The sequence below is a fragment of the Nocardiopsis sp. CA-288880 genome (genome assembly GCF_050955985.1).
Taxonomy (GTDB): Bacteria; Actinomycetota; Actinomycetes; order Streptosporangiales; family Streptosporangiaceae; genus Nocardiopsis; species Nocardiopsis tropica.
Genome location: NZ_CP192105.1, coordinates 3150816 through 3177759, shown reverse-complemented (window position 1 = coordinate 3177759; position 26944 = coordinate 3150816). Strand labels below are relative to the sequence as shown.

The following is a 26944-nucleotide window of genomic DNA, read 5'->3' as shown; positions in this document are numbered from 1 at the left end:
CGCGCCCGGACCTCGTCGGAAGAAGGAGGGCCGGTGCCGGACGCGCCACCCCCACAGACCACGATCCGGTTCAGCCGCTGGGACCCCCCAACCCGCCAGATCAGCACCCCAGGGTTGTCAGCGACGTTGTTCGGTGACTGTCTGTCCAGCGACCAGACCGTAGCGGACGCGATCGTCACGAACACCACCCCGGCTCAGGCAGTCCGAGCCCTGGTACACCTCCCCGGGCGCTTCGGCGTGACGGTCAGAGACGGCGACGGTATTGCTGTGGCCGGTGATCTCGCCGGCACGATCCGATGGTGGTGGACCCGACACAACGGCACTATTCAACTGGCGTTGAGTCCGCTCCCGCTCGCGCAACTGACCGGATCACAGGTCAACCCCCTCGCGGTGGCGGCGAACTTGTTCCTTCCCGACGCCGCGCCCGACCTGTCGGACGAATCGATCTACCACGGGGTACGGGAGCTCTCCCCCTCCCGCATCCTCGTCATCTCCGGCGAGCACGCGACCACCGAGCGGCGCCCAGACCCGTCCCCTATTCCAGTCCGCGACGCACCCGAAGCTCTCGCCGAGGCGCTGGCGACGTCTGTCAGAGCACACACCGCCGGAGCCGCGGCCGTGTCGGCCGACCTGTCCGGGGGGCTGGACTCCTCGACGTTGGCGCTGCTCGCTGCGCGGACCACCGACACCCCGATCACGGCACTGACCTACACCGATTCCTACTCCGCGAACGACGACGATGCCGGGTATGCGCTCGCGCTCGCCAAGGACGAGCCCGGCCTGACCCACCAGGTGCTCACCGGAGGCCCGGAGGAACTGCCATTCACCGACCTGTTCGGGGCACCCGTCACTGATCTGTCGAGCCTGGACGTACTCCTGTATGCCCGCACCCGGTTCCGCTTAGCCCCCGTCGCAGGGACCAGTGTTCATCTCGTCGGGGGAGGTGGTGACGTCGTCCTCGGTGCGCCGATCACCTACCTTGCTGACGCGGCCCGCCTTGCTGGCGCACGCCGATTCATCTCGGAGTGCACAGGGTGGGCGCGACTACGGCACCGGCCTGTGCATCGGCTGGTGCGCGCGGCGTTGGTCGCTTCCCGGACGTCCTACCGGGCTGCGCTCGAACATGCTGCCACCGAGCTGGACACGCCTCCCAGGGCGCGCCGTGCCGAGCACGTCCCCCGGTTCGAGTCCTCCGTCGCCTGGGTCCACGTGAGCAAGAGCGCCCGGTGGGCAACGCCTTCGGCACGAGCCCAGGTGGCCGAAGCGCTCCGAGCCGGCCGCCCCGGAGACGACCAGGACGGAGCCGACGCCCACACGTTGCGGCTCATCCGGTGGCACGGCAGCGTGACCCGCTCCTTCCTCCACGTGGCCGATCACCTCGGCGTGCCGATCGCCGCACCGTTCTTCGACTCCGACGTGCTAGCCGCGTGCCTGTCCGTTCCCGCGTGGCAGCGCGCGACAGTGCACCAGGCCAAGCCGCTGCTGCGCCAGGCCTTTACCGGTCGGCTACCGAACGACCTGTTCATCCGGCGCACCAAAGGCGACTACTCCGCGTGCGAGTACCACGGGCTTCGCGCCAACGCTGGCGCAGTGCGTGCGTTGCTGACCGATTCGCGCTTGGCCGATCTCGACATCATCGACGCGGCGGCCGTCCGCGCCGACCTCGACGCGGCGATCAGCGGGGCTCGCGCGCCCATGGGCGCACTCAGTCAGGTCCTGGCCACCGAGGTGTGGCTACGGCAGCTCGAAACGTACACGGGAGAAGCATGACCACCTACATCCCCGGCGAGGCCGTGAAGTTCGTCGTCCAGGAGGACGGCGCAATGCTCCTCGACCTGGCCACCGGGAAGTTCTACGGGCTGAACCCCACGGGCGCGGGGCTCTGGAAGTCGCTCATCGGTGGCAACGACCCCGAAGAGCTGGCCGAGAACCTGGCCGCTGAGACGGACACCGCCCCGGAGATCGTGAAAGCCGACGTCAACCGACTCGTGCAGGACCTGTCCGAGCGAGGGCTGATTCGCCCGGAGGGGGACGGCCCGTGACGATGCCCATGGCTCTTCCCTCCGAGCCGTCCCGACGCCCGCGGCTGAGACGACGCATCCTGGGCATCATCGGCTTCTGGTCGGCCGTGGTGCTGCTGCGCCTCCCGCTCAAGCACAGCGTGGCCACCCTCACGGCCCTCAAGAGCCGAACCCGGACTCCCGCGTCCTCCTCCGAGGCGGCCGACGCCGTTGCCGCCGCGCGATCCGCCGCGCGCTGGTATCCCGGACGCGCCGCTTGCCTGGAACTCTCCCTGGCAGCGGCCTTGACCGCGATACTGATGCGCAGGGCCGTGGACTGGATCATCGGTGCCCGCATGATGCCCTATGCCGCCCACGCCTGGATCGAGGCGCAGGGAACCCCCATCGGAGAACCGGTCGAGCCCGACCGCCCCTTCATCGCGATCAACCGAACCTGAAAGGCACCATGTGGCTCAGTACACCCAGCGAGTGACCGCTGCTCTGGAGACGGTGGACGAAGGCGTCTACACGCTCAACGCTGACGGTTCGCTCGTCACGCAGACAACGGCGGGACCGCTGATCGCCGCCACCCTCGACGGACTCGACGTTCAGCCCGGCATGAAGGTGCTGGAGATCGGGACGGGCTCCGGATACAGCAGCGCCCTGCTGAGCGAACTCGTCGGCCCGTCCGGGACCGTGGTGACGGTGGACGTCGTGCCCGCCCTGGTCGAGCGAGCGCGAGCGCTCCACACCCAAGGCGACCGGACCAACGTCACTCTGCTGACCGCTGACGGTCACGCGGGGGCACCCGAGTTCGGGCCGTTCGACCGCGTGGTCGCGTGGACGACGCCCGAAGCGATTCCGCACACCTGGGTCGAGCAGAGCCGCCCCGGAGGGCAGATCGTCGCTCCGGTCGAACTGGCAGGGCTGGTCAAGACGCACGCCGTGGTGACGGCCGACGTCACCGAGGACCACGGCCTGACGGGGCGCGCGCTGGCCCCGGGCGGGTACGTCGAGATGCACGGGGCCGACCTCGACCAGTGGACGGTTCCGCCCCGAGGCATTGACGTTCGCGTGCAGGACGACCGGGACGGGACGTGGTGGGTCGCGGGAGCGTGGGCGAAGGAGCACCCTGCCGACGCCGGGGAGAGGTTGACTCGACTCGCTGATGACTCGCAGACGGTCCAGGTGTTCGAGGACGGCGACGACCCCTCGGCGTTTCGGGCCTGGCTGTACGCCACACACCCGGACGAGCTGGCCACGGTCGGAGGGCCGAAGGGGTTCGGTGTGGGATACGCCGACGCCGGTGGGCTGTTCGTGTTCCGTCCGTTCGGACCGGACGCCCTCAGTACCGGTGCCTCCTCTGCTGAGACCGTGGCTCGGGGTTGGGTCGAGGAGTGGCGAAGCGCTGGCTGCCCGGGATGGGCGCAGGTTCGCCCGGTTCTGCGTCAGGAGGGCAACGGGTGGAGGGTCCGGGCGGAACAGAGTGAACCCGCCCGCCCCTGACCCCGTTCAAGGGCTGGCTTCCCACCTACTCAGTCCGCGGTGGTCGCACACCGCAGGGCCTCGCTCGGTGATCCGGGTGAGGCCCGGTCCATCCCCACGTGCGTGGGGCTCACCGCCGCTGGTCGCAGGTGGTCGACATTCTCGGCGGTCCATCCCCACGTGCGTGGGGCTCACGAGACCGTCGAACTGAAGCCGCTCGGTGGCAGCGGTCCATCCCCACGTGCATGGGGCTCACATCTCCTCCCCGATCGTGTCCGCGTGCTGAGGCGGTCCATCCCCACGTGCATGGGGCTCACAGGCTTCTCGCGGTCGGGCTCGGGGTGGTGGGCGGTCCATCCCCACGTGCGTGGGGCTCACGTACAGGAGGCCATGGCCACGCGCCCCCGTTGCGGTCCATCCCCACGTGCGTGGGGCTCACCGTCGCCAGCATCCCGATCCACAGCTCGATCGCCGGTCCATCCCCACGTGCGTGGGGCTCACACCGTGCACACACGCACCCCCTCCCTCACCGCCGGTCCATCCCCACGTGCGTGGGGCTCACACTTAACGACCTGCAACAACGCGGGACGTTATCTCCGCGAGTCCTACTGGCCAGTCAAGGAAATGACCGACCTCGGCTCCCACCAAGATCGGCGGTACGCCGAACACCGGGCGGATGAGCGCCTCCGCGACGATCCGCAGGTCCGGAAACTCCGACTTCTCGAGGGCAAGCCCGAGTGCCTCGACGTCCATACCCTGCCACAGCGCCACCGGTTCGCCGCGGCGACCACTGCCGAACTTCTGCTTCCACTCGGTGATGGGCCGGGCGGCAACTCCCTCGTCGGGCTTCCGATGGACGGATATCTCTCGCGTGCTGCTTCGTTCAGCGGTCCTCGGAGAACGAGCTGCCCATCTCGTGGACATCTCCTGTCACTTCGGATGGTCCGAGGCACTCGGGCAGGAGTGACGAACAGGCCCTGCCCCACAGCGGGGCCCGTCCGCGTCTTCTCTACAGGGCGGGCTTGGAGTCCCGCGCCTCGTGCATCCACGCCAGCGGATTCCGCTCCAGCGCGACCTTCGCGAGCCGCTGTGCCGAGCCGGTCTTCAACGCCGCCAGCGACGAGTCGATCCACGCCTGCGCGTCCGTGCCCTGCTCCTGGTACTCGACGGCCTGGAGGAGGCACTCGAGCTTGTCGGCGTCCTTCGCGCACCGCGCCTCGGCCGTCTCCTGGGCCTCGTACTCGGCTTCCGCCCCGCCGATCAGACGCGCCGGCCCCTCCGGCATCCCCACGACCTGGTCCGCGGTCACCTCCGCGTTCGACACGGCCTTGAGGTACCGCTTCCCGATGTGGGGGATGTCGGTGATCCGGGTCTCCTGCGTGTCGTGGAAGAGCGCCAGGAACGCCGCACGCTGCGGGTCCGCGCCCTCCAGCTCGGCGATGACCGCCGCCGTGATCGCCGTGCGGTGCGAGTGGTCCGCGATCGACTCCGGGGCCGAGACGCCCGCGACCGTCCACCCGGTGCGCTTGTACCGCTTCAGCAACCCCATCTCGTACAGGAAGTCGACCGTGCGGGTGTCCTGCTCGTCAGCCATGTGACCCTCTCTACCGGCGGTGGATCATCCTGAGAGCGTAAAGCAGTCCCCCCGGCTCGCGGTGGGAATCGGAGAACGAGCCCGACCCATGTCGGGCCCAACGCACGACCGCCCGCCCCTCCTTCCGGAGGGGCGGGCGGTTTTGTCGTGCCTGCGGTCAGACCGCGGCCGACGTCGACAAATTGAACTGCCCGAGGTCGAGGCGTTCCGCGCGACGCTCGAGCAGGTACAGGTGTCCGGCGCTCCGGTCCTGCTCCTTGACCAGGGAGAACCCCTGGGTCTCGTAGTACTTGACCAGCTCGGGGAAGAAGCAGCCTCGCCGCACCCACTGGTGGCCGTGACGCGCTGCCAGGTCGACCGCCCACAGGGCGATCAGGGTGCCGGGCCTGTGCTCCCGGTAGGCCGGGTCGGTCACCGTCGTGAACAGGTACAAGGACTTCTCGGCGGCTTCCTCGGGAGTCCAGTCCTTCGGCGGCGCGTGGTTGGTCACCGTGGTGCATCCGACGATGCGGTCCTCGTCCTCGAGCACCCACATGAACCCGGTCGCGGCCTGCCCTGCGAGGTCGTCCACGTTCTCACGCCAGGACTCCAGCCCGTGCTGTTCCATCCAGTCGCAGCGCGCGGTGATCATCGACGCGACGCCGGGGGTGTCGGCCTCGGTGGCGGGACGCATGGTGAACACGGCTGATCCTCTCAGTGCAGGAAGGCGGTGGCGGACAGGTGCAGGCTCAGGACTTCCAGGATCTTCGCGTCACGTTCTTCGAGGTAGCACCCGGGAGTCAGGCGCTCGGCGGCCGTGCGCAGCCCGTCGGGGTCCACCAGGCCCTCCTCGAACAGCACCGAGCCCTCGGCCAGCATACGAGCGAACAACTTCGGGGCGTTGGTGATCAGGGCTTCCTCGATGACCTCGGCGAAGCTCTCCCGTTCGACCGGGTGCACCACGTCCTCGCTCATCCCGAGTGCCGCCAGGCGGCGCCGCTGGAGCTGCTTCAGCTCCCGACAGGCGAACGGGAGCTGCTCGCCGAGTTCGACCATGGTCGGGTCAGCGAACGGGTGTACCGGCCACAGCCCGTGCCTCAACAGCACGGGTGCGGTGGTCTCCAGCGTCAGCAGGGTCATGGAGTTGACCAGCGCCGGGGGTGCGATCCCGTCGTCGGCGAACTCCAGCACGCTCCGGGAGCGCGGGCCGACCCGAGGGAGGAGCTGGGCGTCGGTGATCTCGCCGAGCCCCGTATGGGGTTCCTCTTCCTGGGTCGGCCACGCCACCAACTCCGTGAACGGGCGGGTGATCACCCCCGTGGCGAGGGGGCGATGGTCCAGGTCGACGGGCCCGTCGCTGCCGAGCACGTACCCGATGAACCGGTCCGCTTCCACAGCGGTGTCCGACTGCTCCAGCGGTCGGGGTGTGAATCCGAGCCGGTGCAGCAGGTGCCGCAGTCGGAGGTAGGACCCTGCGGGGATCGGTGAGGTCACCGCACCCGGGGCCGGGCAGGGTCGGCACGAAACCTCCGGCGTACTCGTCTTCTCGGTCGTCGAGCCGTCTAACCGGAGACTTCACCCGTGCGCTGGACGACAGGCCCGCCGCTACCGCTCTGGTGCTTTCCTCCGCTTTCTCGAAAATCCTCCACCAGGTCTTCGAAGCACCGCCCCGGGAGGCCGGGGCACGCGCGGCGGGACGGCGCGGAACGCGGGCCCGGGGACACTGCCCGGGCGCCGGCTCCGCGCGTCCCGGCGCGGTCAACCCTCCTGTGCGGCGATCAGGCTCGCCGGACGCAGGTCGGTCCACTCGCGCTCCACGTACTCCAGCGCCTCGGCCCGGGAAGTCTCACCCTGGGCCACCCGCCACCCCCGGGGCACCTCGGCGAAGGCGGGCCACAGGGAGTGCTGTCCCTCGTCGTTGACCAGCACCAGGAAACGGCCGTCCTCGTCGTCGAAGGGGTTGCTCACGTCGATCGTTCTCCTTTGTCGTCGTGGGTCTCGCGCGCCGTTCGCGCGACACCGTCAGCGCGCGCGGCGGTCCCGCGCGCGTCCGCGTCCGGCCTCGCGCACGAGTGCGCGCAACCGCTCGGCGTACTCGTCGGCCAGGGCCCGGACCGTCGCGGTCCGGTGCCGGTGGGCCGAGTAGGTCCAGGAGAGCTCCAGCCGCTCCCCGACCACGGCACCGGTCACGTCGAACAGGCTGGTGCGCTCCTCGTCCGGGGCGTGGTCGCACGGCGGCAGGGGCAGCGGACGACCTACCGGCCCCTCGCCCCGGTCGCCGAAGCGCCCCAGGTAGTTGAAGGTCACCTGCGGCTCGGGCATCGCGGCCGGCGCCGCGGGGGCCCGCCCCCCGGACAGCTCCCGCAGCGCCCCGAAGCCGATCCCGTCCGGGGCGGCCCGGCGCCGCCCGCGCGCGACGGCGATCGCCCCGGCGGTGTCGGCGTCCGCGGGGACCTCCAACAGCACCGGGTGGATCGCGGTGAACCAGCCCACCGTGCGGGACAGGTCCACGTCGTCGAACAGGTCCTCGCGCCCGTGCCCCTCCTTGGCCACCAGCAGGCGGGGGGAGCCGCTCCAGCCGGTCAGCACCTTCGCCAGCGCGCCGAGCAGGACGTCGTCGATGCTGCTGCGCAGGTTGCCGGGCACCCGGCGCAGCAGGACCGCGGTCTCCTCGGCCGACAGGGAGGCCGTGAGAACCCGCTGCGAGGCCACGTCGTTGGGTCCGGAGTCCAGCTCCACGGGAAGGCGCGCGTCCGCGGCCCGGGCCGCCAGGTCGGACCAGTGGTCGAGGTCCCCGTCGAAGGCCCCTTGGGCGGTGTGCTCCCCGAGGCGGCGGGCCCATTCCGGGAACGGCGTGGTGGGCGCGCCCAGGTCCACCTTCTCGCCCCGGTCCAGTTGTCCGTAGGCGGTGGCCAGGTCCTCCAGCAGCACCCGCCAGGACACGGCGTCGACCACCAGGTGGTGCGCCGACAGCAGCACCCGCGGGGCCCGGCGGGGCCCGGCGTCGAACACCACGGCCTCGAACAGCGGCCCCCGCGCGAGCCGTTCGGCGTGGCGTGCGCGCAGCGCCTCGCGCTCCACCGCCCGCTCCAGCTCCCCGCCGTCCACCCGCACCACCCGGGCCCGGTGGGGCGTGTCGGCGTCCAGGTGCCCGCGCGGGCCGTCCCCGGTGTCGACGACCCTCAGACGCAGCATGTCGTGGTGGGCGGGCAGGCTGTCGGCGGCCCGCGCCCACAGGCCGGGGTCGGTGCCCTCGGCGACCTCGAACAGCAGCGACATGTCGAAGTGCTCGGGGCGGCGGGTACGGGTGCGGAAGAACCAGCGGTCCACGGGGGTGGGCGGGACGGGGCCGGTGACCGGGGCCCGCACGCCGGTGCCGCCGGTGGTCCCGCCCCGGTCGGCCGCGGCGGCCAGGTCGGCGACCGTCTGGTGCAGGAAGGCGTCGCGGGTGGTGACGTTCCACCCCGCCTCGCGCACGCGCGAGACCAGCTGGATACTCAGGATCGAGTCGCCGCCCAGGGCGAAGAAGTTGTCGTGGCGGCCCACGTCCGCCACGTGCAGCAGCTCCGCCCAGATCCGCGCCAGCGCCCGTTCGGTGGCGCCGCGCGGCGCCGCGTCCTCGCGTGCCCGCTCGCCGGGCTCGTCCGGTTCGGGCAGCGCCGCCCGGTCGACCTTGCCGTTGGCGTTGAGGGGGATGGCCCGCAGGGACACCACGGCCCCCGGGACCATGTAGTCGGGCAGGGTCTCGCGCAACCGCTCGCGCACGTCCGGCAGGTCCGTCCTCCCCTCCTCGCGGGGGACCACGTAGGCGACCAGGCCGCGCGCCCCCGAGGCGGCGCGACGGACCTGGACGGTGGCCTGCTCCACGTCGGGCAGGCGCAGCAGGGCCGCCTCCACCTCGCCCGGCTCGATGCGGAACCCGCGCAGTTTGACCTGGGAGTCGGCGCGACCAGCGTACTCCAGCTCCCCGGAGTTGTTCCAGCGGACCAGGTCGCCGGTGCGGTAGAGCCGGCCGCCGTCGCCGAAGGGGTCGGCCACGTACCGTTCGGCGGTCGGGGCCGGTCTGCCGTGGTAGCCGCGCGTGACCCGCCCGCCCACGTACAGCTCGCCGATCGCGCCCACCGGCACCGGCCGCAGCCGCTCGTCGAGCACGTGCAACCGCGTGCCGTCCAGGGGACGGCCGATCGGCACCGGGTCGGGGGTGGCGCCCTCGCGGGGCAGCGCGTGGTGGGCGGCGAAGGTGGTGGTCTCGGTGGGTCCGTACCCGTTGGCCACCGTCGTGTCCGGGCAGGCGCGCCGCACCAGTTCCACCGCGTGCGGGCTCGCCGCCTCGCCACCGGTGACGACCTGCTCCATCCCCGCGAAGCAGGACGGGTCCTGGGCGGCGTAGAGGTTGAACAGCGCCGCGGTGACGAAGGTGGCGCTGACCCCGTGCCCGGAGACCAGCGCGGCGAAGCCGTCCGCGTCCAGCCGGCCCGGCGGGGCCACGACGACGGTGCCGCCGGTCAGCAGGGCCGCCCAGATCTCGTAGGTGGCGGCGTCGAAGGCGTGCGAGGAGTGGAAGAGCGTGCGCCGGGCGTGCCCGCCCGACCAGCGCCGGTCCGCCGCCAGACGCACCACGTCGGTGTGGGTCACCGCCACGCCCTTGGGCGTCCCGGTGGAACCCGAGGTGTACATGACGTAGGCGAGCTGGTCGGGGTGGGCCCGGTCCAGGCCCTCGACGGGGGCGCCGGCGTCCGGCACGGGATCGAGGGCGTCGACCGAGACCGCCGGGACCCCGGAGGGCACCCGGGAAGCGCAAGCGGTGTCGGTGACCACGCACGGGGCCCCGGTCCCGGAGACCAGGAGGCGGACGCGTTCGGCGGGGTCGTCGGGGTGCACGGGGACGTAGGCGCCCCCGGCGCGCAGCACGGCGAGCATCGCGGTGACCACGTGCGGACCCCGCTCCAGCAGCAGCGGAACGGGGGTCTCGGGCCCCACCCCCAGCGAGCGCAGCCGTGCGGCCAGGGCCGCCGAGGCCCGGTCGAGTTCGGCGTAGGTCATCGTCACGCCGGGTCCCGCCAGGGCGGGCGCGTCGGGCAGGGCGCGCGCCCGCTCGCCGAACGCCGCGGGCACCGACGCCGGCGGGCGCCCGGGGGCGCCCGTGCTCCAGGAGCGCAGGGCCTCGGCCTCGTCCGGCGCGGGTGCGGGGTCCAGCTCCCGCACGGGCGCATGCGGGGCACGGGAGAGCAGGTCCAGGGTGGCGGCCAGGTGGTGGGCGATCCGGTCGGCCGTGCGGGCGTCGAACAGGTCGGTGTCGTACTCCACCGCGCCCAGCAGCCGCCCGTCCTCCTCGGCGAACTCCACCGTCAGGTCGAACTGGGTGTGCCTGTGGGCGACGGCGTGGGGGCGCGCGTCGAGGCCGTCCGCCTTCCAGGGGGCGCCCGGTGTGTTCCGCAGCGTCACCAGGGCCTGGACCAGGGTGGGGCGGGAGGGATCGCGCTCCTGCCCGGTCGCGTCCACGACGGCGTCGAAGGGCGCCTCGCCGTGTTCGAACGCGGCCAGGACGGTCGCGCGCACGTCGGCCAGCAGCGCGGAGGCGGACGCGTCGGGGTCCACCCGCAGGCGCAGGGCGAGGGTGTCGACGAAGAACCCCACGACGTTCTCCAGGTCGGCGCCGTCGCGTCCGGAGGTCACCGTGCCCATCACCACGTCGTTCCGGCCGCTGTGGCGCGCGAGCGTCAGAGCGGTGGCCGCGACCAGCACCATGAACAGCGTCAGGCCGTGGTCGGACTCCAGCTCGCGCACGCGCCCGCGCACCCGCGCGGGGACCTCGAAGGAGCGCGCGGCGCCGCGGCCGCGCCGTTGGGCGGGCCGGGGCCGGTCGGTCGGCAGCTCCAGGGGCTCCACCCCGGCCAGGTGGTCGCGCCAGTACCGCAGGTGCTCCTCGAAGGCCCCCGAGCGCGCCCGTTCCTCCTGCCACACGGCCACGTCGGTGGAGCGCAGGAGCACCGGCTCCAGGCCAGCGGCCCCGGGCAGTTCCCCGGCCGGGTCGTCGGGCCGTTCCCGGGCGGCCCGGTAGAGCTCTCCCAGCTCCCCGACGAGCACCGACATGGACCAGGCGTCGGTGACGATGTGGTGCATGGTGATCGCCAGGACGTTGTCGTCCTCGTCCACGCGCACCAGCATCGCCCGGGTCAGGGGGCCGCGGGCCAGGTCGAAGGGCCGGGAGGCGAACTCCTCCAGCAGCGCGTCCAGCCGTTCCTCGCGCTCGCCCCCGGGGGCGCCGCCCAGGTCGACCGTGTCCAGGGGCAGGCCGGAGGCGTCGAGCACAAGCTGGCAGGGCGCGCCGTCCCGTGAGGGGAAGACCGTGCGCAGCGCCTCGTGGCGCGCGGCCAGGGCGTCCAGGGCGCGCTCCAGCGCCGGAACGTCCAACGCGCCGGACAGGCGCAGCGCGCCGCCGGAGTTGTACCCGGCCCCTCCCGGCGAGTACTGGTCCAGGAACCACATCCGGCGCTGCGCGGCGGACAGGGGCGCCGGACCCTCGTGCTCCACGCGCACGGGTGCGGAGCGGCGCTCGCCGGGGCCCTCGTAGAGCTCGGCCAGCGCGGCGACGGTGGGCCGCTCGAACAGCGCGCGCAGCGGGGGGCGGGCGCCGAGCCGGTCGGCGGCGCGGGCGAGCATGCGCACCCCGCTGACGGAGTCGCCGCCCACACGGAAGAAGTCGTCGTGCACGCCGACGCGCTCCAGGCCGAGCAGGGAGCACCACACCGCGGCCAGCTCCCGCTCCGCGGTGGTGCGCGGGGCCGTGTACCCGTTCCGGGAGCGCCCGGTCCAGTCCACGGCGGGCAGCGCGCGCCGGTCGGTCTTGCCGTTGGCGGTCACCGGGATGTCGTCCAGGACGACGAAGGCCGCCGGGACCAGGTAGGAGGGCAGCGACCGGGCGGCCCGCTCCAGGTCCTCGGGGCTCGTGGCGCACCCGGGGGCGGGGACGGCGTAGGCGACCAGACGGCGCGAGGAGCCGGAGCCGTCGACCACCACCACGGCCCGTTCCACCTCGGGAAGGCGGGTGAGCACGTGCTCGACCTCGCCCGGTTCGACGCGGTGGCCGCGGATCTTGACCTGGTCGTCGGTGCGGCCCAGGAACTCCAGCCGTCCGCCGCGGCGCACGACCAGGTCGCCGGAGCGGTACATGCGCCCGCCCTCGGCGTCCGGGTCGGCGACGAAGCGTTCCGCGGTGGTGCCGGGCAGCCCGAGGTAGCCGTGGGCCAGCCCGTCGCCGCTGATGTAGAGCTCGCCGGGGACGCCGTCGGGCACCGGGCGCAGCCACCGGTCCAGGATCCGGACGCGGGTGCCCGCCACCGGGTCGCCCAGGGCGGGGGTTCCCGCTCCCGAGAGCGGGGCGCTGATGGTGGCGCACACGGTGGACTCGGTGGGCCCGTAGCCGTTGTACACGGCCCGGTCGTCGCAGAAGCGGGCGATCTGCTCGCCGGGGCAGGCCTCGCCCGCCACGAGCAGGTGTTCCACCGGTCCCAGTTCCTCGGGGGTCAGACCGGGCAGGAGCGCCGGGGGCAGCGTCACGTGGGTGACGCGGTGCTCGCGCAGGGCGCGGGGCAGCCCCTCGCCCATCAAAGAGGGGCGTGGCAGCAGTACGGCCGCGGCCCCGTTGAGCAGTGCCACCGTCATCTCGGCGACGGCCGCGTCGAAGCTGGGGGAGGCGAACTGGAGCACCCGGCAACCGGGGCCCACACGCATGCGCCCGCCCTGGGTGGCGGCCAGGGCGGCCAGGCCGCGGTGCGCCACCAGCACGCCCTTGGGCCTGCCGGTGGAGCCGGAGGTGTAGATGAGGTAGGCGGGGTCCTCGGGGTGCAGCGCCTCGCGCAGCGGCTCCGCCCGGGCCGCGGCGGGGTCCGCCGCGTCCAGCGTCGGGAGGCCCGCGGGCAGCCGGGGGGCGGACGCGGCGTCGACGATCACGGCGCGTGGCGCGGCGTCCTCCAGGACGGCGGCCAACCGCTCGGCCGGGTACTCCGGGTCCAGGGGCACGTAGACCGCTCCCGCGTACACCACGCCCAGCAGCGCCTCGCCCAGGGCCGTGCCCCGCTCCACGCACACCCCGACGCGGTCGCCCCGCCGCACGCCCAGCTCCCGCAGGCGACGGGCCGTGCGCGCGGCCCGGTCGTCGGCCTCGGCGAAGGAGACGGTGCGGTCGGCGTCGACCAGCGCGGGGTCCGTGGGGCGCAGCCGGGCCTGCTCCGCGAACAGGTCGGGCAGGGGCCGCGGGCGCGGACCGGGCGCCCCGGTCAAGGCGCGTTCCGCTTCCCGGGTCCGCTCGCGGTCCGTCAGGGGCAGGGCCCGCAGGGGGCGGGGGTCCTCCGCGCCCTCCAGCACCCGCACCAGGTCCGCGACCAGGCGCTCCACGGTGGCACGGTCGAACAGGGCGGTGTCGAACTCGGCCGACCCCGCGACACCGTCGGGACCGGGGCGGAACTCCAGGGTCAGGTCGAAGACCGACTGGCCGCGCCGCACCCGCACCGGTTCCGCGTCCAGGCCGCCCAGGCCCGCCTCCCCGGGGGGCCGGGCGCTCTGGAAGACCACCGCGGCCTGCACCAGCGGCGGCACCGCGGGGTCGCGTTCGGCCAGGACGGCGTCCACGACCGTGTCGAAGGGGACCTCGCCGTGGTCGAGGTCGGCGAGGAACCCGGCACGCGTCCGGTCGAGCAGTTCCGCGAAGGACAGCTCCTCGTCCACCTGTTGGCGCACGGCCAGGGTGTTGACGAAGAAGCCCGTCATCCGGTGCAGCCGCCGGTCCTCGCGCCCGGAGGTGACGGTGCCCAGCACCACGTCGGGGTTGCGGCTCCAGCGGGCCGCGGTCACCTGGGCCGCGGTCAGCAGCACCGTGGACAGGTGGGCGCCGCGTCCGGAGGCCAGGCGTTCCAGGCGTTCCGCCAGCGGGGCGGACAGGGAGAAGGGCAGGGTGTCGCCGGCGCCGTCGCGCACGGCCGGCCGTGGCCGGTCGGTGGGCAGCTCCAGCACGGGGGGGTCGGCGAGTCTGCGGCGCCAGTGGTCCAGCGAGCGAGTCAGGGCGGCCCCCTCCAGGCGCGAGCGCTGCCAGGAGGCGTAGTCGGCGTACTGGGCGGGCAGCGGGTCCAGGCCGGCGGCCAGGGCGCCCGGCGCGCGGCCGGGGTCGGCGGTGGCGGCGCGGTAGAGGGTGTCCAGCTCGCCGCGCAGCAGGTCCAGGGACCAGCCGTCGGTGACGATGTGGTGCAGGCACAGCACCAGCACGTGGCTGCCGGGTCCCTCCACCAGGAGCCGGCTCCGCAGCAGGGGGCCGCGCTCCAGGTCGAAGGGCAGGGCGTACTCCTGGGCGGCCCTCTCGGCGGACTCCTCGCGTCCCCCGGTCGCGGTCGTGGGGAGGTCCACCTCGTAGGGGGCGCCGACGACCTGCCTCCCCTCGCCGTCCACCTCGGTGAAGGTGGTGCGCAGGGACTCGTGCCGGTGCACCAGCGCGGTCAGGGAGCGTCGCAGCGCCCCGGCGTCCAGGTCCCCGGTCAGTCGCAGGACCAGGGCGGAGTTGTAGTCGGTGCGCCCCGGCCGCATCTGGTCCAGGACCCAGAGCCGTTGCTGGGCGAAGGACAGCGCGACCGGGCGGTCGCGGGGGACGCGGGGGATGTCCTGGCCGCCCCCGTCACGCGCGCGCAGGCGGCGCAGGACCTCCTCGCGGGCCCTGGCCCGGTCGGGCTCGGAAGTGTGGTCAACGGGGGCTTCGCTCATGGTCGCTGTGCCGGTCCTCGTGTGCGCAGGGGTGGTGGATCAGGCGTTGGGGCCCACGGCGAGCCCGCTCAGGCGCAGGGTGCGCCCGTTGTACTGCAGGGCCGTGGCACGTCCGGGGGCGGCGGGGTCGGTGAGGAAGCGCCCGCTGAGGGCGATCCCGCCGTGGCGCTCGGAGACCACCCGGAAGGCTCCGCCCGGCCCGGTGGTCAGCTCGCCCTCGAAGCCGTTGGACATGACCAGCCGGTGGCCGCCGCGGTCGTGGACGACCTCGGCGCTCAGGCCGCCGTTGCCGTAGCGCCCGGTGACCCGGTCGGGGGCGGTCGCGGTGGTGGCGGCGCCCTCGGCCGCGGCGTCGGGCTGGCGGTAGTGGCCCACGTCCACCCCCAGCTCGCGCAGGCCGCGGACCAGGTGCTCCCAGGTGGTCACACCGGTGGTGGAGTTGGTGGTCAGGGCGACCACCGTCCCGCCCTCGGGGTCCACGCGCAGGTTGCAGGTGGCCCCGTCCAGGGTCCCGTCGTGGCCGTACCACAGGCGGTCGCCCGCCAGGTGCAGGGACCAGCCGGCGCCCCAGCCGTCGGCCAGGCCGAAGGGGTCGGCCACGCTCACCGAGCGGCCCATCTCGCCCAGCACCTCCGGGGCGGCGACCTCGCCGTCCAGGGCCGCGTGCCCGGGGCCGAGGAAGGCCCTGCCGAAGGCCGCCAGGGTGGCGGCGCTCGCGGCCAGTCCCCCGGCCGGGGCGAGGGCGGGCTCGATGTGGAAGCCCACCGGGTGGGCCCGGCCCGCGCCGTCGACGGCGTGGCCGGTGACCAGACCGGGGGCGGGGGGCCGCGGCGCCCGGACCGGCGCCAGTTCCATGCCGGTGGACCAGCACAGGTGCGATTCCACGGTGTCCCACCAGCCCTGACCGGTGACGGCCTCCACGAGTCGGCCCGCCACGGCGTAGCCGGTGTTGGAGTAGGAGAACACCGTCCCCGGTGGGGCGATGCGGTCCTCGGGGGTCAGCGAGGAGACGTAACGGCGCAGGGAGGTCGCGGGGGCGTCCGCGGACCGCTCCGAGACCAGCCCGGCGGTGTGGCTGAGCAGGTGGCGGGCGGTGACCCCCCGCAGCGGGTGGTCGGGGGAGCCGCCCCCCAGGTGGTCCAGCACGGGGGCGTCGAGGTCGACGTCGCCGTCCTCCACCAGTTGCATGACCAGGGCGGCGGTGACGGGCTTGGTCACCGAGCCCAGGGGGAAGAGGGAGGCCTCCTCCACGGGGCGTCCCGTCGCGGAGTCCTCCACGCCGGTGACACAGGTGTGCAGTTCTCCGCGGTGGTAGACCGCGAGTTGGGCTCCGGGGACGCCGGTCCGGCGAGCGGACCGCAGGAGCAGGTCGGACAGGGCCTCACGCACGATGGTTCTCCTCGTGGAGCTCGGAGGGCACCCGAAAGACCGGCGCCCGGGACGGGAGCAGCCGGTCGCTTCGGTGGGGACAGGGCGGTTCGACGCACGTGCCACGGATACTCACATATCGCTTCGAATCTTGGCAAGGGATTCTGATATGTCGGGAACCAGGTGAGGGTGAATGCGGTCGGGGCGTACGCGGAGATTTCCGTGGTGTGAAGGCATTGCGCCCTCATCGGCGGTCGTCAGTTTTTTTCGTATGTCCCCCGGTTTTAGCAGGGTGTTCACCTCGCGGCCGCGTGAGCGCCCCCCGGAGGGGCGCGCCACGTGCCGTTCCGGACGCCGGTCGGAACACCGGTGGTTTACCCGCGCCCCTGTGGTTCTTCTCACTCGTTTGCGCTGCTGGGAGGGCATGGGAGGAGAAATGATGTTCCGGTTCGCGCACCCGCTCCACGGTCGTCGGAACGGACGCTTCTCCCCTTGCGCGTGAACGGAAAGTTCGCCCAAACCACAAAAAAAGGCCCTTTGCGGCGAAACGTATGCAGTGATCCGAATACTGTGCTATGGGCCGAACATGGGCCCTGACCACGGGTTATGGCGGGATCGCACCGCCCCCGGGCGGGAGGGTCCGCGGCGGGGGCTCGCGGCGCGGGCGACGGCGCCCCTGGCGGTGCGCGCGGTGGCTCCCGCCCCACAGAAGGAACGAGAGGGCCCCTCGTAGCCACATGCGGTCAAACATTGAATTCTCATTACTCTAAGTACTCAGACAACTTCGGAGAGTGTTCATAATTCGTGGTCATGCGCACCTCTCACGCACATGGAAGGTCTTTGTTCTTGGACTTTATGGAAAATAATATATTATGCGTTGTTTTGTCTGGTTTGTGGCGTTAAGTATTCCTTGTGGCACAAGTTGTTCCGAGTGTGATTTTCTGCCCGTGGAGGGAATTTCAGGACGAAGATGATTTTGGTAAAGTGCCCGGTTGGATAAGGCGGTGTGGCACGCTCTGTTGTCGTACGGCGGCCATGGGGGGAATAGCGGATCGACCGGTGTCCGCAGACCCCGATGCCGGACGGCCACGCCGTCGCGGCGACGGCCCCCGCACCCGTCCGCCGTCCTCCCTCCCGAACGCGCACCAGGAGCCACCACGTGCTGTCCCCCCAGGAGTCGAACCGCCCCGAGCCCGTCCCCGTGGACGCGGTCCCGCACGCCTCGGTACCGGAGGTCTTCGCCGCGCAGGCGGCGCGCTCCCCCGGCGCCCCGGCCCTGCTCGGCGACTTCCCCGAGGTGTCCTACGCCGAGCTCGACGCCCGGTCCGCCGACCTGGCCCGCCTCCTGCGCGCCCTGGGCCTGCCCCGCGAGGGCACCGTGCTGCTCGCCCTGGAGCGGGGTCCGCACGTGGTCACCGCGATGCTCGCCGTGCTGCGCGCCGGGGGCGCCTACGTCCCCGTGCACCCCGACGACCCCGCCGAACGGGTGCTGGCCGCCGCCGGGCGCACCGGCGCCCGCCTGGTCCTCACCGACCGCTCGCTCGGCCACCGCCTGCCCGAACGCCTGACGGGGACCGCCCGGGTCGTCGACCTGGACGGGACGGACGTCCTCGTGGCGGGCCAGGGCGCGGACACGGCACTGCCCGTGGTCGACGCGCGTGCGGCGGCCTACGTCATGCACACCTCCGGGTCGACGGGTGTGCCCAAGGGGGTGGCGGTGACCCATGCGGACGTGGTGGCCCTGGCCCGGGACCCCCGGTGGGGCGGCGGGCGCGACCGCCGGGTGCTCTTCCACTCCTCGCACGCCTTCGACGCCGCCACCTACGAGATCTGGGTGCCGCTGCTGCGCGGCGGTGCCGTGGTCGTCGCACCCCCCGAACGGCTCACCGCCCACGCCTTCGGCGCGCTGGCCCGCCGGCACGGGGTCACCTCCACCTTCGTCACCGCCGCCCTCTTCGACCTGTTCGCCGCCCAGGACCCCTCCTGCTTCGCCCCGCTGCGCGAGGTGATCGCCGGGGGCGAGGCCGTCCCGCCCGCAGCGGTCCGCGCCGTGCTGGAGGCCTGCCCCGACACGGTCGTGGCCAACGGGTACGGGCCCACCGAGACCACCACCTTCGCCACCCGCTTCGCCGTGGACCGAGCCCGGCCCCCGCGCCTGTCGGTCCCCGTCGGCACACCCCTGGACGGCATGTGCGCCCGCGTGCTCGACGCCCGGCTGCGCACCGTGCCCCGGGGGCGGGTCGGGGAGCTCTACGTCGGCGGCGCCGGGGTCGCGCGCGGCTACCACGGGCGTCCGGCCCTGACCGCCGAGCGCTTCGTGGCCGACCCCCTCGGCGACGGCGGACGGCTCTACCGCACCGGCGACCTCGTGCGGTGGAACCGCTCCGGGGAACTGGAGTACGTGGGCCGCGCCGACTCCCAGGTCAAGATCCGGGGCTTCCGGATCGAACCCGGGGAGGTCGAGGCCGCCCTCCTCGCCCAGGAAGGGGTCGCCCAGGCCCTGGTCACCGTCCGAGAGGACGCGCCGGGCGCGCGCACCCTGGTCGGCTACGTGGTCGGCCCGGCCACGGACACCGCGGCCCTGCGCGACAGGCTCTCCGACCGCCTGCCCGGCTACATGGTCCCCTCCGCCGTCGTGGTCCTGGAGGCGCTGCCCCTGACCGCCAACGGCAAGGTCGACCACCGCGCCCTGCCCGCGCCCCCCGCCCGCACCGTCGACTACGTCCGACCGCGCGAGGGCGCCGAACACGCCGCCGCCGAGGAGTTCGCCGCGGCCCTGGGGCTGGAACGCGTGGGCGCGCGCGACGACTTCTTCGCCCTGGGCGGCGACTCCATCCTCGCCGCCCGCGTGGCCTGGCGCCTGGGCGAACGCCTGGGGACCGCCCTCGACCCCCGCGCCCTGTTCCGCCACCCCACCCCGGAGGGCATCGCCGCCGCGGGCGGCGCAGGCTCCGGCGAGGAGCCCATCTCCCCCGTGGGACGCGGGCGCCCGCTGCCGCTGTCGGCGGCCCAACGCCGCCTGTGGTTCCTGCACCAGCTCGACGGCGACAGCGCCGAGTACCACACCGGCAGCGCCTTCCGCCTGCGCGGCCCGCTCGACGTGTCCGCGCTCGGCCGCGCCCTGGAGCTGCTCCAGGAACGCCACGAGTCCCTGCGCACCACCTACGACACCGTCGACGGCGAGCCCTTCCAATACGTGGGCTCCCCCCGCCGCGACCTGCTCACGGTGCGCGAGGTGGCCGCCGGGGACCGGAGCACCCTCCGGGAGGAACTGCACGCACACCTGCGGCGCGAGGTCGACACCCCCTTCGACCTGGTCACGGGGCCGCCTACCCGTGCCCTGCTGCTGCGCCTGGACGCCGAGGACCACGTCCTGGTCCTGAGCACCCACCACATCGCCTGCGACGGCTGGTCGGTCGACCTCCTGCACCGCGACCTCGCCGCCTTCCACCGGGCCGTCGTGCGCGGGGAGGACGCCGACACCGGCGCGGAGATCGACTACGCCGACTTCGCCGTCTGGGAGCAGGGCCGCTGGGAGGGCCCCGAGGCCCGACGCCGCCTGGAGTACTGGGCGCGCACCCTGGAGGACGTGCCCCCGCTGGCCGTGCCCACCGACCGGCCCCGGCCCGCGCGGCGCACCACGGCCGGGGCCGTGCACCGCACCACCCTGGACGCCGGCCTGCTCAGAGGGCTGCGGGCCCTGGGCGCGGAACGCGGCGCCACACTCTTCGCGACCCTGGCGGCCCTGACCCAGGCGGTGCTCTCCGCGGCCTCCGGCTCCGCCGACGTCGCCCTGGGGGCCGCCTCCGCCGGACGCGACCACCCCCGGCTGGAGGACGTGGTCGGCTTCTTCGTCAACCCGGTCGTGCTCCGCTCCCGCCTGCGCCCGGGCACCACCGCGGCCGCGTTCGTCGAGCAGGTGCGCGCCGAGGCCGACGCCGCCCTCGCCCACGAGATGCCCTTCGACCGCGTCGTCGACGCCCTGGTCACCGAACGCGACCCCTCCCGCGGCCCCCTGTTCCAGGCGCTGATGGTCCTGCAGAACGCCCACTCCGGCGGACTCGAGCTGGAGGGACTGCACACCGAGGAGCTCGACCTGCCGCGCACCGCCGCCCTGGCCGACCTCGTCTTCGAGTACGCCGAGCGCGACGGCGTCCTGCGCCTGGCCGTCGAGTACAACACCGACCTGTACGACGCCGGGCGCGTGGAGGCCCTGGCCGAGGCCCTGTCCCGCCTGGCCGACGCCGTCGTCGCCGACCCCGGCCTGGACCTGACCGCCCTGGACCTGCGCCCCGCGTCCGAACGGGCCCTCCTGGAGACCTGGGAGCGGGGCCGCGCCCAGGCCGAGCCCGTCTCCGTGACCGCCGCCTTCGCCGCGCAGGCGGCGCGCACCCCCGGCGCCCCGGCCCTGCTCGGCGACTTCCCCGAGGTGTCCTACGCCGAGCTCGACGCCCGGTCCGCTGACCTGGCCCGCCTCCTGCGCACCCTGGGGGTGGACGCTGAGCAGGCCGTCCCGCTGCTGCTGGAGCGGGGTCCGCACGTGGTCACCGCGATGCTCGCCGTGCTGCGTGCCGGGGGCGCCTACGTCCCCGTGCACCCCGACGACCCCGCCGAACGCGTGGCCTGGACGGCCGAACACACCGGGGCCCGCGTCGTCGTCACCGACACCGCCTCGCGCTCCCGCCTGCCCGTGGGCGTCGACGCCCGCGTGCTGGTCCTGGACGGGACCGACCCGCACCCGCCCGCCCGTGGCGAGGACCCCCTGCCCGTGGTCGACGCGCGTGCGGCGGCCTACGTCATGCACACCTCCGGGTCGACGGGTGTGCCCAAGGGGGTGGCGGTGACCCATGCGGACGTGGTCGCCCTGGCCCGGGATCGGCGCTGGGGCGGCGGTCGCGACCGCCGGGTGCTCTTCCACTCCTCGCACGCCTTCGACGCCGCCACCTACGAGATCTGGGTCCCGCTGCTGCGCGGCGGGGCCGTGGTCGTCGCACCCCCCGGTCGCGCGGGCGCGGAGGAGTTCGGCGCGCTGGCCCGCCGGCACGGGGTCACCTCCACCTTCGTCACCGCCGCCCTCTTCAACCTCTACGCGGCCCAGGACCCCTCCTGCTTCGCCCCGCTGCGCGAGGTGATCACCGGGGGCGAGGCCGCCAACCCCACGAGCGTCCACCGAGTCCTGGAGGCCTGCCCCGACACGGTCGTGGCCAACGGGTACGGGCCCACCGAGACCACCACCTTCGCCACCCACCACCCCGCCGCGCGCACCCGCGAACCGGTGCGCGCCGTCCCCGTCGGCACGCCCCTGGACGGCATGCGCCTGCGGGTGCTCGACGGCCTCCTGCGCCCCGTCCCCCTGGGCGCGGTGGGAGAACTGCACGTCGGCGGCGCCGGGGTCGCGCGCGGCTACCACGGGCGTCCGGCCCTGACCGCCGAGCGCTTCGTGGCCGACCCCCTCGGCGACGGCGGACGGCTCTACCGCACCGGCGACCTCGTGCGGTGGAACCGCTCCGGGGAACTGGAGTACGTGGGCCGCGCCGACTCCCAGGTCAAGATCCGGGGCTTCCGGATCGAACCCGGGGAGGTCGAGGCCGCCCTCCTCGCCCAGGAGGGGGTCGCCGAGGCCGTCGCCCTGGTGCGGGCCGCCCCCGGCGGCGGGCGACGGCTCCTCTCCTACGTCGTCGCCTCGAAGCAGGGCACGGGGCAGGAGGAGGCCGAGGGGTGGCGCCGCGCCCTGGCCGCCCGCCTGCCCGGCTACATGGTCCCCTCCGCCGTCGTGGTCCTGGAGGCGCTGCCCCTGACCGCCAACGGCAAGCTCGACCACCGCGCCCTGCCCGAACCCGGGAACGACCGGGAGCACGCCGCCCCCCGGACCGACGCCGAGCGCCTCCTGGCCGAGGTGTTCGCCTCCGTCCTGGCCGTGGAGCGGGTGGGGGTCCACGACGACTTCTTCGCCCTGGGCGGCGACTCCATCCTCAGCATCCAGGCGGTCTCCCGCGCCCGGGCGGCCGGGGTGGAGCTGACCAGCCGCGACGTCTTCTCCCACCCCAGCGTCGCCGCCCTGGCCGAGGTGGCGCGCGTGCGGCCGACCGGGACGGCCGGGACGGGACCGGTGAGCGGCCCGGTCACCCCCACGCCCGTCATGGGCTGGTTCGACAGCACGCACCCGGTGGCGCCCGACCACTTCGCCATGTCCGTGCTCCTGGACCTGGCCCGGCCCCTGCGACCGCGCGCCCTGCGCACCGCCCTGGCGGCCCTGGCCGACCACCACGACATGCTCCGCCTGCGCCGCGACGGCGACGGCCCGCGTGTGGCCGAACCCGGCGCCGCGGCCCCGCCCCTGGACGTGGTCGACCTGACCGGGCACCCGCCCGAGAGGGCGCACGACCTGGCCTCGGAGCGCATCCGCGCCGCCCACGCCGGTCTCGACCTGGCCCGCGGGCCGGTCGTCGCCGCCGTCCTCCTCGACTCCGGCGCCACCGGCTCCCGGCTGCTGCTGACCGCCCACCACCTCGTCGTGGACGGGGTGTCCTGGCGGGTGCTGCTGGAGGACCTGGCCACCGCCTACCACCAGGCGCTCCGGGGGGAGCCGGTGGACCCGGGGCCGCGCACCACGCCCTTCCCCGTGTGGGCGGACCGTCTGGCCCGCCACACCGCTGAGGGGGGCTTCGACGCCGAGCTCGACACCTGGGCCGCCGTCGCCGCCACCCGCGTCGAACTGCCCCGCGACCGCCCGGGCCGGGGCAACGGCCTGGTGGGGGACCAGCGGGTGGTCACCGCCGGACTGTCCGAGGAGGACACCCGCCGCCTGCTGCGCGAGGCCCCCTCGGCCTTCCGCACCCGGGTCAACGACCTGCTGCTGGCCGCCCTGGGCCGCGTGCTGTGCGGCTGGACCGGGGCCCGGAGCGTCCCCGTGGACCTGGAGGGCCACGGCCGCGAGGACCTGTTCGAGGACGTGGACACCTCCCGCACCGTGGGCTGGTTCACCACCGTCTTCCCCGTCGTGCTCACCTCGGCCCCCCGCTGGGCCGACCAGATCCGCGCCACCAAGGAGACACTGCGCGCGGTCCCCGGCAACGGCGTGGGCTACGGGGCCCTGCGCCACCTGGGCACACCCCGGCAACGCGCCCTCCTGGAACGGGAGCCCGCGCCCGGCGTGAGCTTCAACTACCTGGGCCGCTTCGACACCGCGCCGGGCCGGGACGCCCTGCACACCGGCCTGCGGCTCAACCCCGGAGGCGAGCACTCCCCGCTCGAGGAACGCGCCCACCTGGTCGAGGTGGTGGGCCGTTTCGAGGGCGAACGCCTGGTCTTCGACTGGTACCACGCCACCACCGTCCACGACGCGGCCACCGTGCGCCGCCTCGCCGACCGCCTGGCCGCCGAACTCGCCGACCTGGTCGGCTTCTGCCTCGACCCCTCCCAGGGAGGGGCCACCCCCTCCGACTTCCCCCTGGTGCGCCTGGACCAGGCCCGGGTCGACAGCCTCGTCGGCGACGGCCGCCACGTGCAGGACGTGTGGCCGCTCACCCCCATGCAGCAGGGCATGTTCTTCCACTCCGTCCTGGAACCCGGCTCCGGCTCCTACCTGGAGCAGGTCGTGGTCGACCTGACCGGGGTCGGGGACCCCGGCCCCCTGGACCGCGCCTGGCGGGAGGTGGTCGCGGCCACCCCCGTCCTGCGCGCCCGTGTGGCCTGGGAGGGGCTCGGCGAACCGGTCCTGCTGGTGCAGCGCGACGTCCCCGTCGAGGTGGTCCACCGCGACCTGCGCGGCGCCGGGGAGGAGGAACGCGAACGGGCCCTGGCCGACCACCTGGCCCGGGACGCCTCCCGGGGCGTGGACCCCGCCCGCGACCCGCTCCTGCGCGTGGCCCTGCTGCGCACCGGCGACACCTCCGTGCGCATGGTGTGGACCTTCCACCACATCGTCCTCGACGGGTGGAGCCTGCCCCTGGTCCTGGAGGACCTCCTCACCGCTTACCGGGGCCACGCCCCGGCCCCGCGCCCCGACTTCCGCGAACACCTGCGCCGCCTGGCCGAGCGGGACGCCGAGGAGGCGCACGCCTTCTGGCGGGAGGCGCTGGAGGGGGTGGCCGAACCCACCCCGCTGCCCTACGACCGGCCCCCGGCCGCGCTGCGCGCCGCACGCTCGTCCGCCCGCGTCCAGGTCTCGCCGGCCCCCGCGCGGGCCGAGGCCGTGCACGCCTTCGCGCGCGCCCACGGACTGACCGTCAACGCCCTGGTGCAGGGGGCCTGGGCCCTGCTGCTGTCCGCGTACTCGGGCCGCACCGACGTGGTCTTCGGCGCCACCACCTCCGGCCGGCCCGACGACATGCCCGGCGTGGAGGCCGCGGTGGGACTGTTCATCAACACCCTGCCGGTACGCGTCGCCGTCGACCCCGCCGTGCCCGTGGTCCGGTGGCTGCGCCGACTCCAGGAGGACCAGGCGCTCTCGCGCACCCGGGACCACGTCTCCCTGGCCCGGGTGCAGGCGGAGGCGGGCCTGCCCGGCGACACCCCGCTCTTCGACAGCGCCGTGGTGTTCGAGAACTACCCGGTGGTCGGGGCCCCGCCCGGGGACGGTCCGCGCGCCGAGATCGTCACCGCGTTGGAGGCCACCAACTACCCGCTCGCCCTGAGCGCCTACGCCTCCGACGGGCTGCGCCTGGTCCTGGGCCACGACCCCTCCTGCTTCGACACCGCGACCGCCGAGCGCCTCCTGGCCGACCTGGAGCGCATCCTGGTCTCGCTCACCGAGGACCCCGAACGCCCCCTGGGGCGCGTGGCCGGCGCCGACCCGGCCCGCTCCCTGGCCCTGGCCGAGGGCGGCGGGAAACAGCCGCCCCGCACCACCGTCACCGCCCTGTTCGCCGAGCGCGCCGCCCGCCACCCCGGGGCCACCGCCCTGATCGGGGCCGACGGCGCGTGGACCTACGCCGAGCTGGACGCCGAGGCCGAGCGGGTCGCCGACCGCCTGCGCTCCCTCGGCGTGGGCGCGGAGTCCCGGGTGCTGCTGCTCATGCCCCGGTCGCCGCGCGTGGTCGCGGCCGCGCTCGGCGTCCTGCGCACCGGGGCCGCCTACGTCCCGGTGCACGAGACCGTGCCGACCGCGCGGGTCCGGTCCCTGGCCGGGGCGCTGGGTGCGCGCGTGGCCGTCGCCGATCCCGCCATGGCCGGGCGCTGCGCGGACCTGGAGGCCGTCGTCGGCTACGCCGCCGACGGCGCCCTGACCGGCGCCGGCGACGAGGGGACGGGGGACGGGGGAACCGGGGGCCCGGCCGGGCGGGGGCCGGCGCACGAGCACGCCGCCGCCTACGTCATGTTCACCTCGGGCTCCACCGGCGTCCCCAAGGGCGTGGTGGTCGACCACCGGGCCGTGGTCGCCCTCAGCGCCGACTCCCGCTGGGACCGCGGCCACGACAGGGTGCTCTTCCACTCCTCGCACGCCTTCGACGCCGCCACCTACGAGATCTGGGTCCCGCTGCTCAACGGCGGCACCGTCGTGGTGGCCGACGGGCCGCTCTCCGCCGACGCCCTGCGCGATCACACCGCCCGGCACGGGGTGAGCGCGGTCTTCCTCACCACCGCGCTGTTCAACCTCTTCGCCCAGCAGGACCCGGAGTGCTTCGCGGGACTGCGCGAACTGTGGACCGGCGGGGAGGCCGCCGACCCCGCCTCCCTGGCCCGGGTGCGCCGGGCCTGCCCCGACACCTCCCTGGTCCACGTGTACGGGCCCACCGAGAGCACCACGTTCGCCACGTGCGCCGCGGTGGGCGAGGAGGAGGCCCGTGCCGGGCACTGCCCCATCGGCCGCCCCATGGACGCCACCGGCGCCCACGTGCTGGACGGCGCCCTGCGGCCGGTGCCGCCGGGGGCGGTGGGAGAGCTGTACCTGTCCGGGCCCGGGACCGCGCGCGGTTACGACGGCCGGCCCGGCCTGACCGCCGAGCGCTTCGTGGCCGACCCCTTCGGCGACGGGGGCAGGCTCTACCGCACGGGCGACCTGGTGCGCTGGTCCGCCGACGGACGCCTGGTGTTCGTCGGCCGCGTCGACGGCCAGGTCAAGCTCAACGGGTTCCGCGTCGAGACCGGGGAGGTGGAGGCCGCCCTGCTGCGCGGACCGGACGTCGCCCAGGCCGTGGTGCTGGTGGCCGAGGCGCCCACCGGGGGGCGCAGGCTCGTCGCCTACGTCACCGGGCACGGGGCGGACCCCGAGGCGACGCGGGAGCGGCTGACCCGCGAGCTGCCCGCCTACATGGTGCCCGCCGCCGTCACCGTGCTGGAGTCCCTGCCGCTCAACAGCAACGGCAAGGTGGACCGGGCCCTGCTGCCCGAACCCGCCTGGGCGCGTGCCGCCGCACCCGTCCACGTCGAGCCGCAGACCCCCACCGAGGAGGCCGTGGCCCGGGTGTGGGCCCGCACCCTGGGCCTGGAGCGCATCGGACGCGACGACAACTTCTTCGAGATCGGCGGGGACTCGGTGCGCAGCCTCCAGGTGGTGCGCGAGGTCGAGAACCTGCTGGCCGTCACGGTGCCCACCCGCCTGCTGTTCGACCACCAGACGGTGCGCGCCTACGCCGAGGCGGTGGAGGACGTGCTGCTGGAACAGATGTGACACGGCGCGGGCGCCGCCGGGCGGCCCTCCCCCGCCCGGCGGCGCCCGCACACGGCCGGTCCCCGGCCCGGCGATGATCAGCCGCGCTACCGCCGACGACGAAGCGGTGGTGGCCATGGAAGGCCCCGGTCTCACCTACTGGCACAGCGGCGACAG

Annotated in this window: 11 protein-coding genes and 1 CRISPR repeat array; of the genes, 5 read left to right on the top strand and 6 right to left on the bottom strand. The window is 74.2% G+C overall.

Features of this window, described 5'->3' with window-relative positions:
• The first annotated feature begins 33 nt into the window (after window positions 1-33).
• The 4 genes from ACQPYD_RS13545 to ACQPYD_RS13530 are packed head-to-tail and all read left to right on the top strand — an operon-like array spanning window position 34 to window position 3506.
• Window positions 34-1770 carry an albusnodin/ikarugamycin family macrolactam cyclase gene (locus ACQPYD_RS13545; RefSeq protein WP_433701335.1) on the top strand — a complete coding sequence of 579 codons (1737 nt, stop codon included), beginning with the start codon at window positions 34-36 and terminating at the stop codon, window positions 1768-1770.
• Complete coding sequence (locus tag ACQPYD_RS13540; RefSeq protein WP_433701334.1) at window positions 1767-2042, top strand: PqqD family protein; 276 nt, start codon at window positions 1767-1769, stop codon at window positions 2040-2042. The genes ACQPYD_RS13545 and ACQPYD_RS13540 overlap by 4 nt, the downstream gene beginning before the upstream one ends.
• A gap of 8 nt (window positions 2043-2050) precedes the next feature.
• Window positions 2051-2458, top strand: coding sequence for a lasso peptide biosynthesis B2 protein (locus tag ACQPYD_RS13535; protein WP_433701333.1), 408 nt, complete (start codon window positions 2051-2053; stop codon window positions 2456-2458).
• A 31-nt stretch (window positions 2459-2489) separates the two neighbouring features.
• On the top strand, window positions 2490-3506 hold the full coding sequence (locus ACQPYD_RS13530) for a protein-L-isoaspartate O-methyltransferase family protein (RefSeq protein WP_433701332.1): 1017 nt from the start codon (window positions 2490-2492) through the stop codon (window positions 3504-3506).
• Window positions 3507-3590: 84 nt separating this feature from the next.
• Window positions 3591-4047: direct repeats of the CRISPR family, unit length 29 nt; unit sequence CGGTCCATCCCCACGTGCGTGGGGCTCAC.
• Between the two features lie 447 nt (window positions 4048-4494).
• On the opposite strand, the gene ACQPYD_RS13525 is transcribed toward ACQPYD_RS13530, so the two are convergent.
• From ACQPYD_RS13525 to ACQPYD_RS13500, 6 genes are all read right to left on the bottom strand, one after another.
• The gene (locus ACQPYD_RS13525) at window positions 4495-5079 is read right to left on the bottom strand and encodes an HD domain-containing protein (protein WP_433701331.1); all 585 of its coding nucleotides are present in this window, start codon (window positions 5077-5079) and stop codon (window positions 4495-4497) included.
• 157 nt (window positions 5080-5236) lie between these two features.
• On the bottom strand, window positions 5237-5761 hold the full coding sequence (locus ACQPYD_RS13520) for a GNAT family N-acetyltransferase (protein ID WP_433701330.1): 525 nt from the start codon (window positions 5759-5761) through the stop codon (window positions 5237-5239).
• Between the two features lie 11 nt (window positions 5762-5772).
• On the bottom strand, window positions 5773-6552 hold the full coding sequence (locus ACQPYD_RS13515; RefSeq protein ID WP_433701329.1) for a hypothetical protein: 780 nt from the start codon (window positions 6550-6552) through the stop codon (window positions 5773-5775).
• A 264-nt stretch (window positions 6553-6816) separates the two neighbouring features.
• Window positions 6817-7026, bottom strand: coding sequence for an MbtH family protein (locus tag ACQPYD_RS13510; protein WP_267949778.1), 210 nt, complete (start codon window positions 7024-7026; stop codon window positions 6817-6819).
• A gap of 54 nt (window positions 7027-7080) precedes the next feature.
• Window positions 7081-14808, bottom strand: a complete 7728-nt coding sequence (locus ACQPYD_RS13505) for an amino acid adenylation domain-containing protein (RefSeq protein WP_433701328.1) — start codon at window positions 14806-14808, stop codon at window positions 7081-7083.
• 39 nt (window positions 14809-14847) lie between these two features.
• Window positions 14848-16197, bottom strand: a complete 1350-nt coding sequence (locus tag ACQPYD_RS13500) for a serine hydrolase domain-containing protein (protein ID WP_433701327.1) — start codon at window positions 16195-16197, stop codon at window positions 14848-14850.
• A 1138-nt stretch (window positions 16198-17335) separates the two neighbouring features.
• Here ACQPYD_RS13500 and ACQPYD_RS13495 point away from each other — a divergent pair.
• Window positions 17336-26788 carry an amino acid adenylation domain-containing protein gene (locus tag ACQPYD_RS13495; RefSeq protein WP_433701326.1) on the top strand — a complete coding sequence of 3151 codons (9453 nt, stop codon included), beginning with the start codon at window positions 17336-17338 and terminating at the stop codon, window positions 26786-26788.
• Window positions 26789-26944 lie beyond the last annotated feature (156 nt).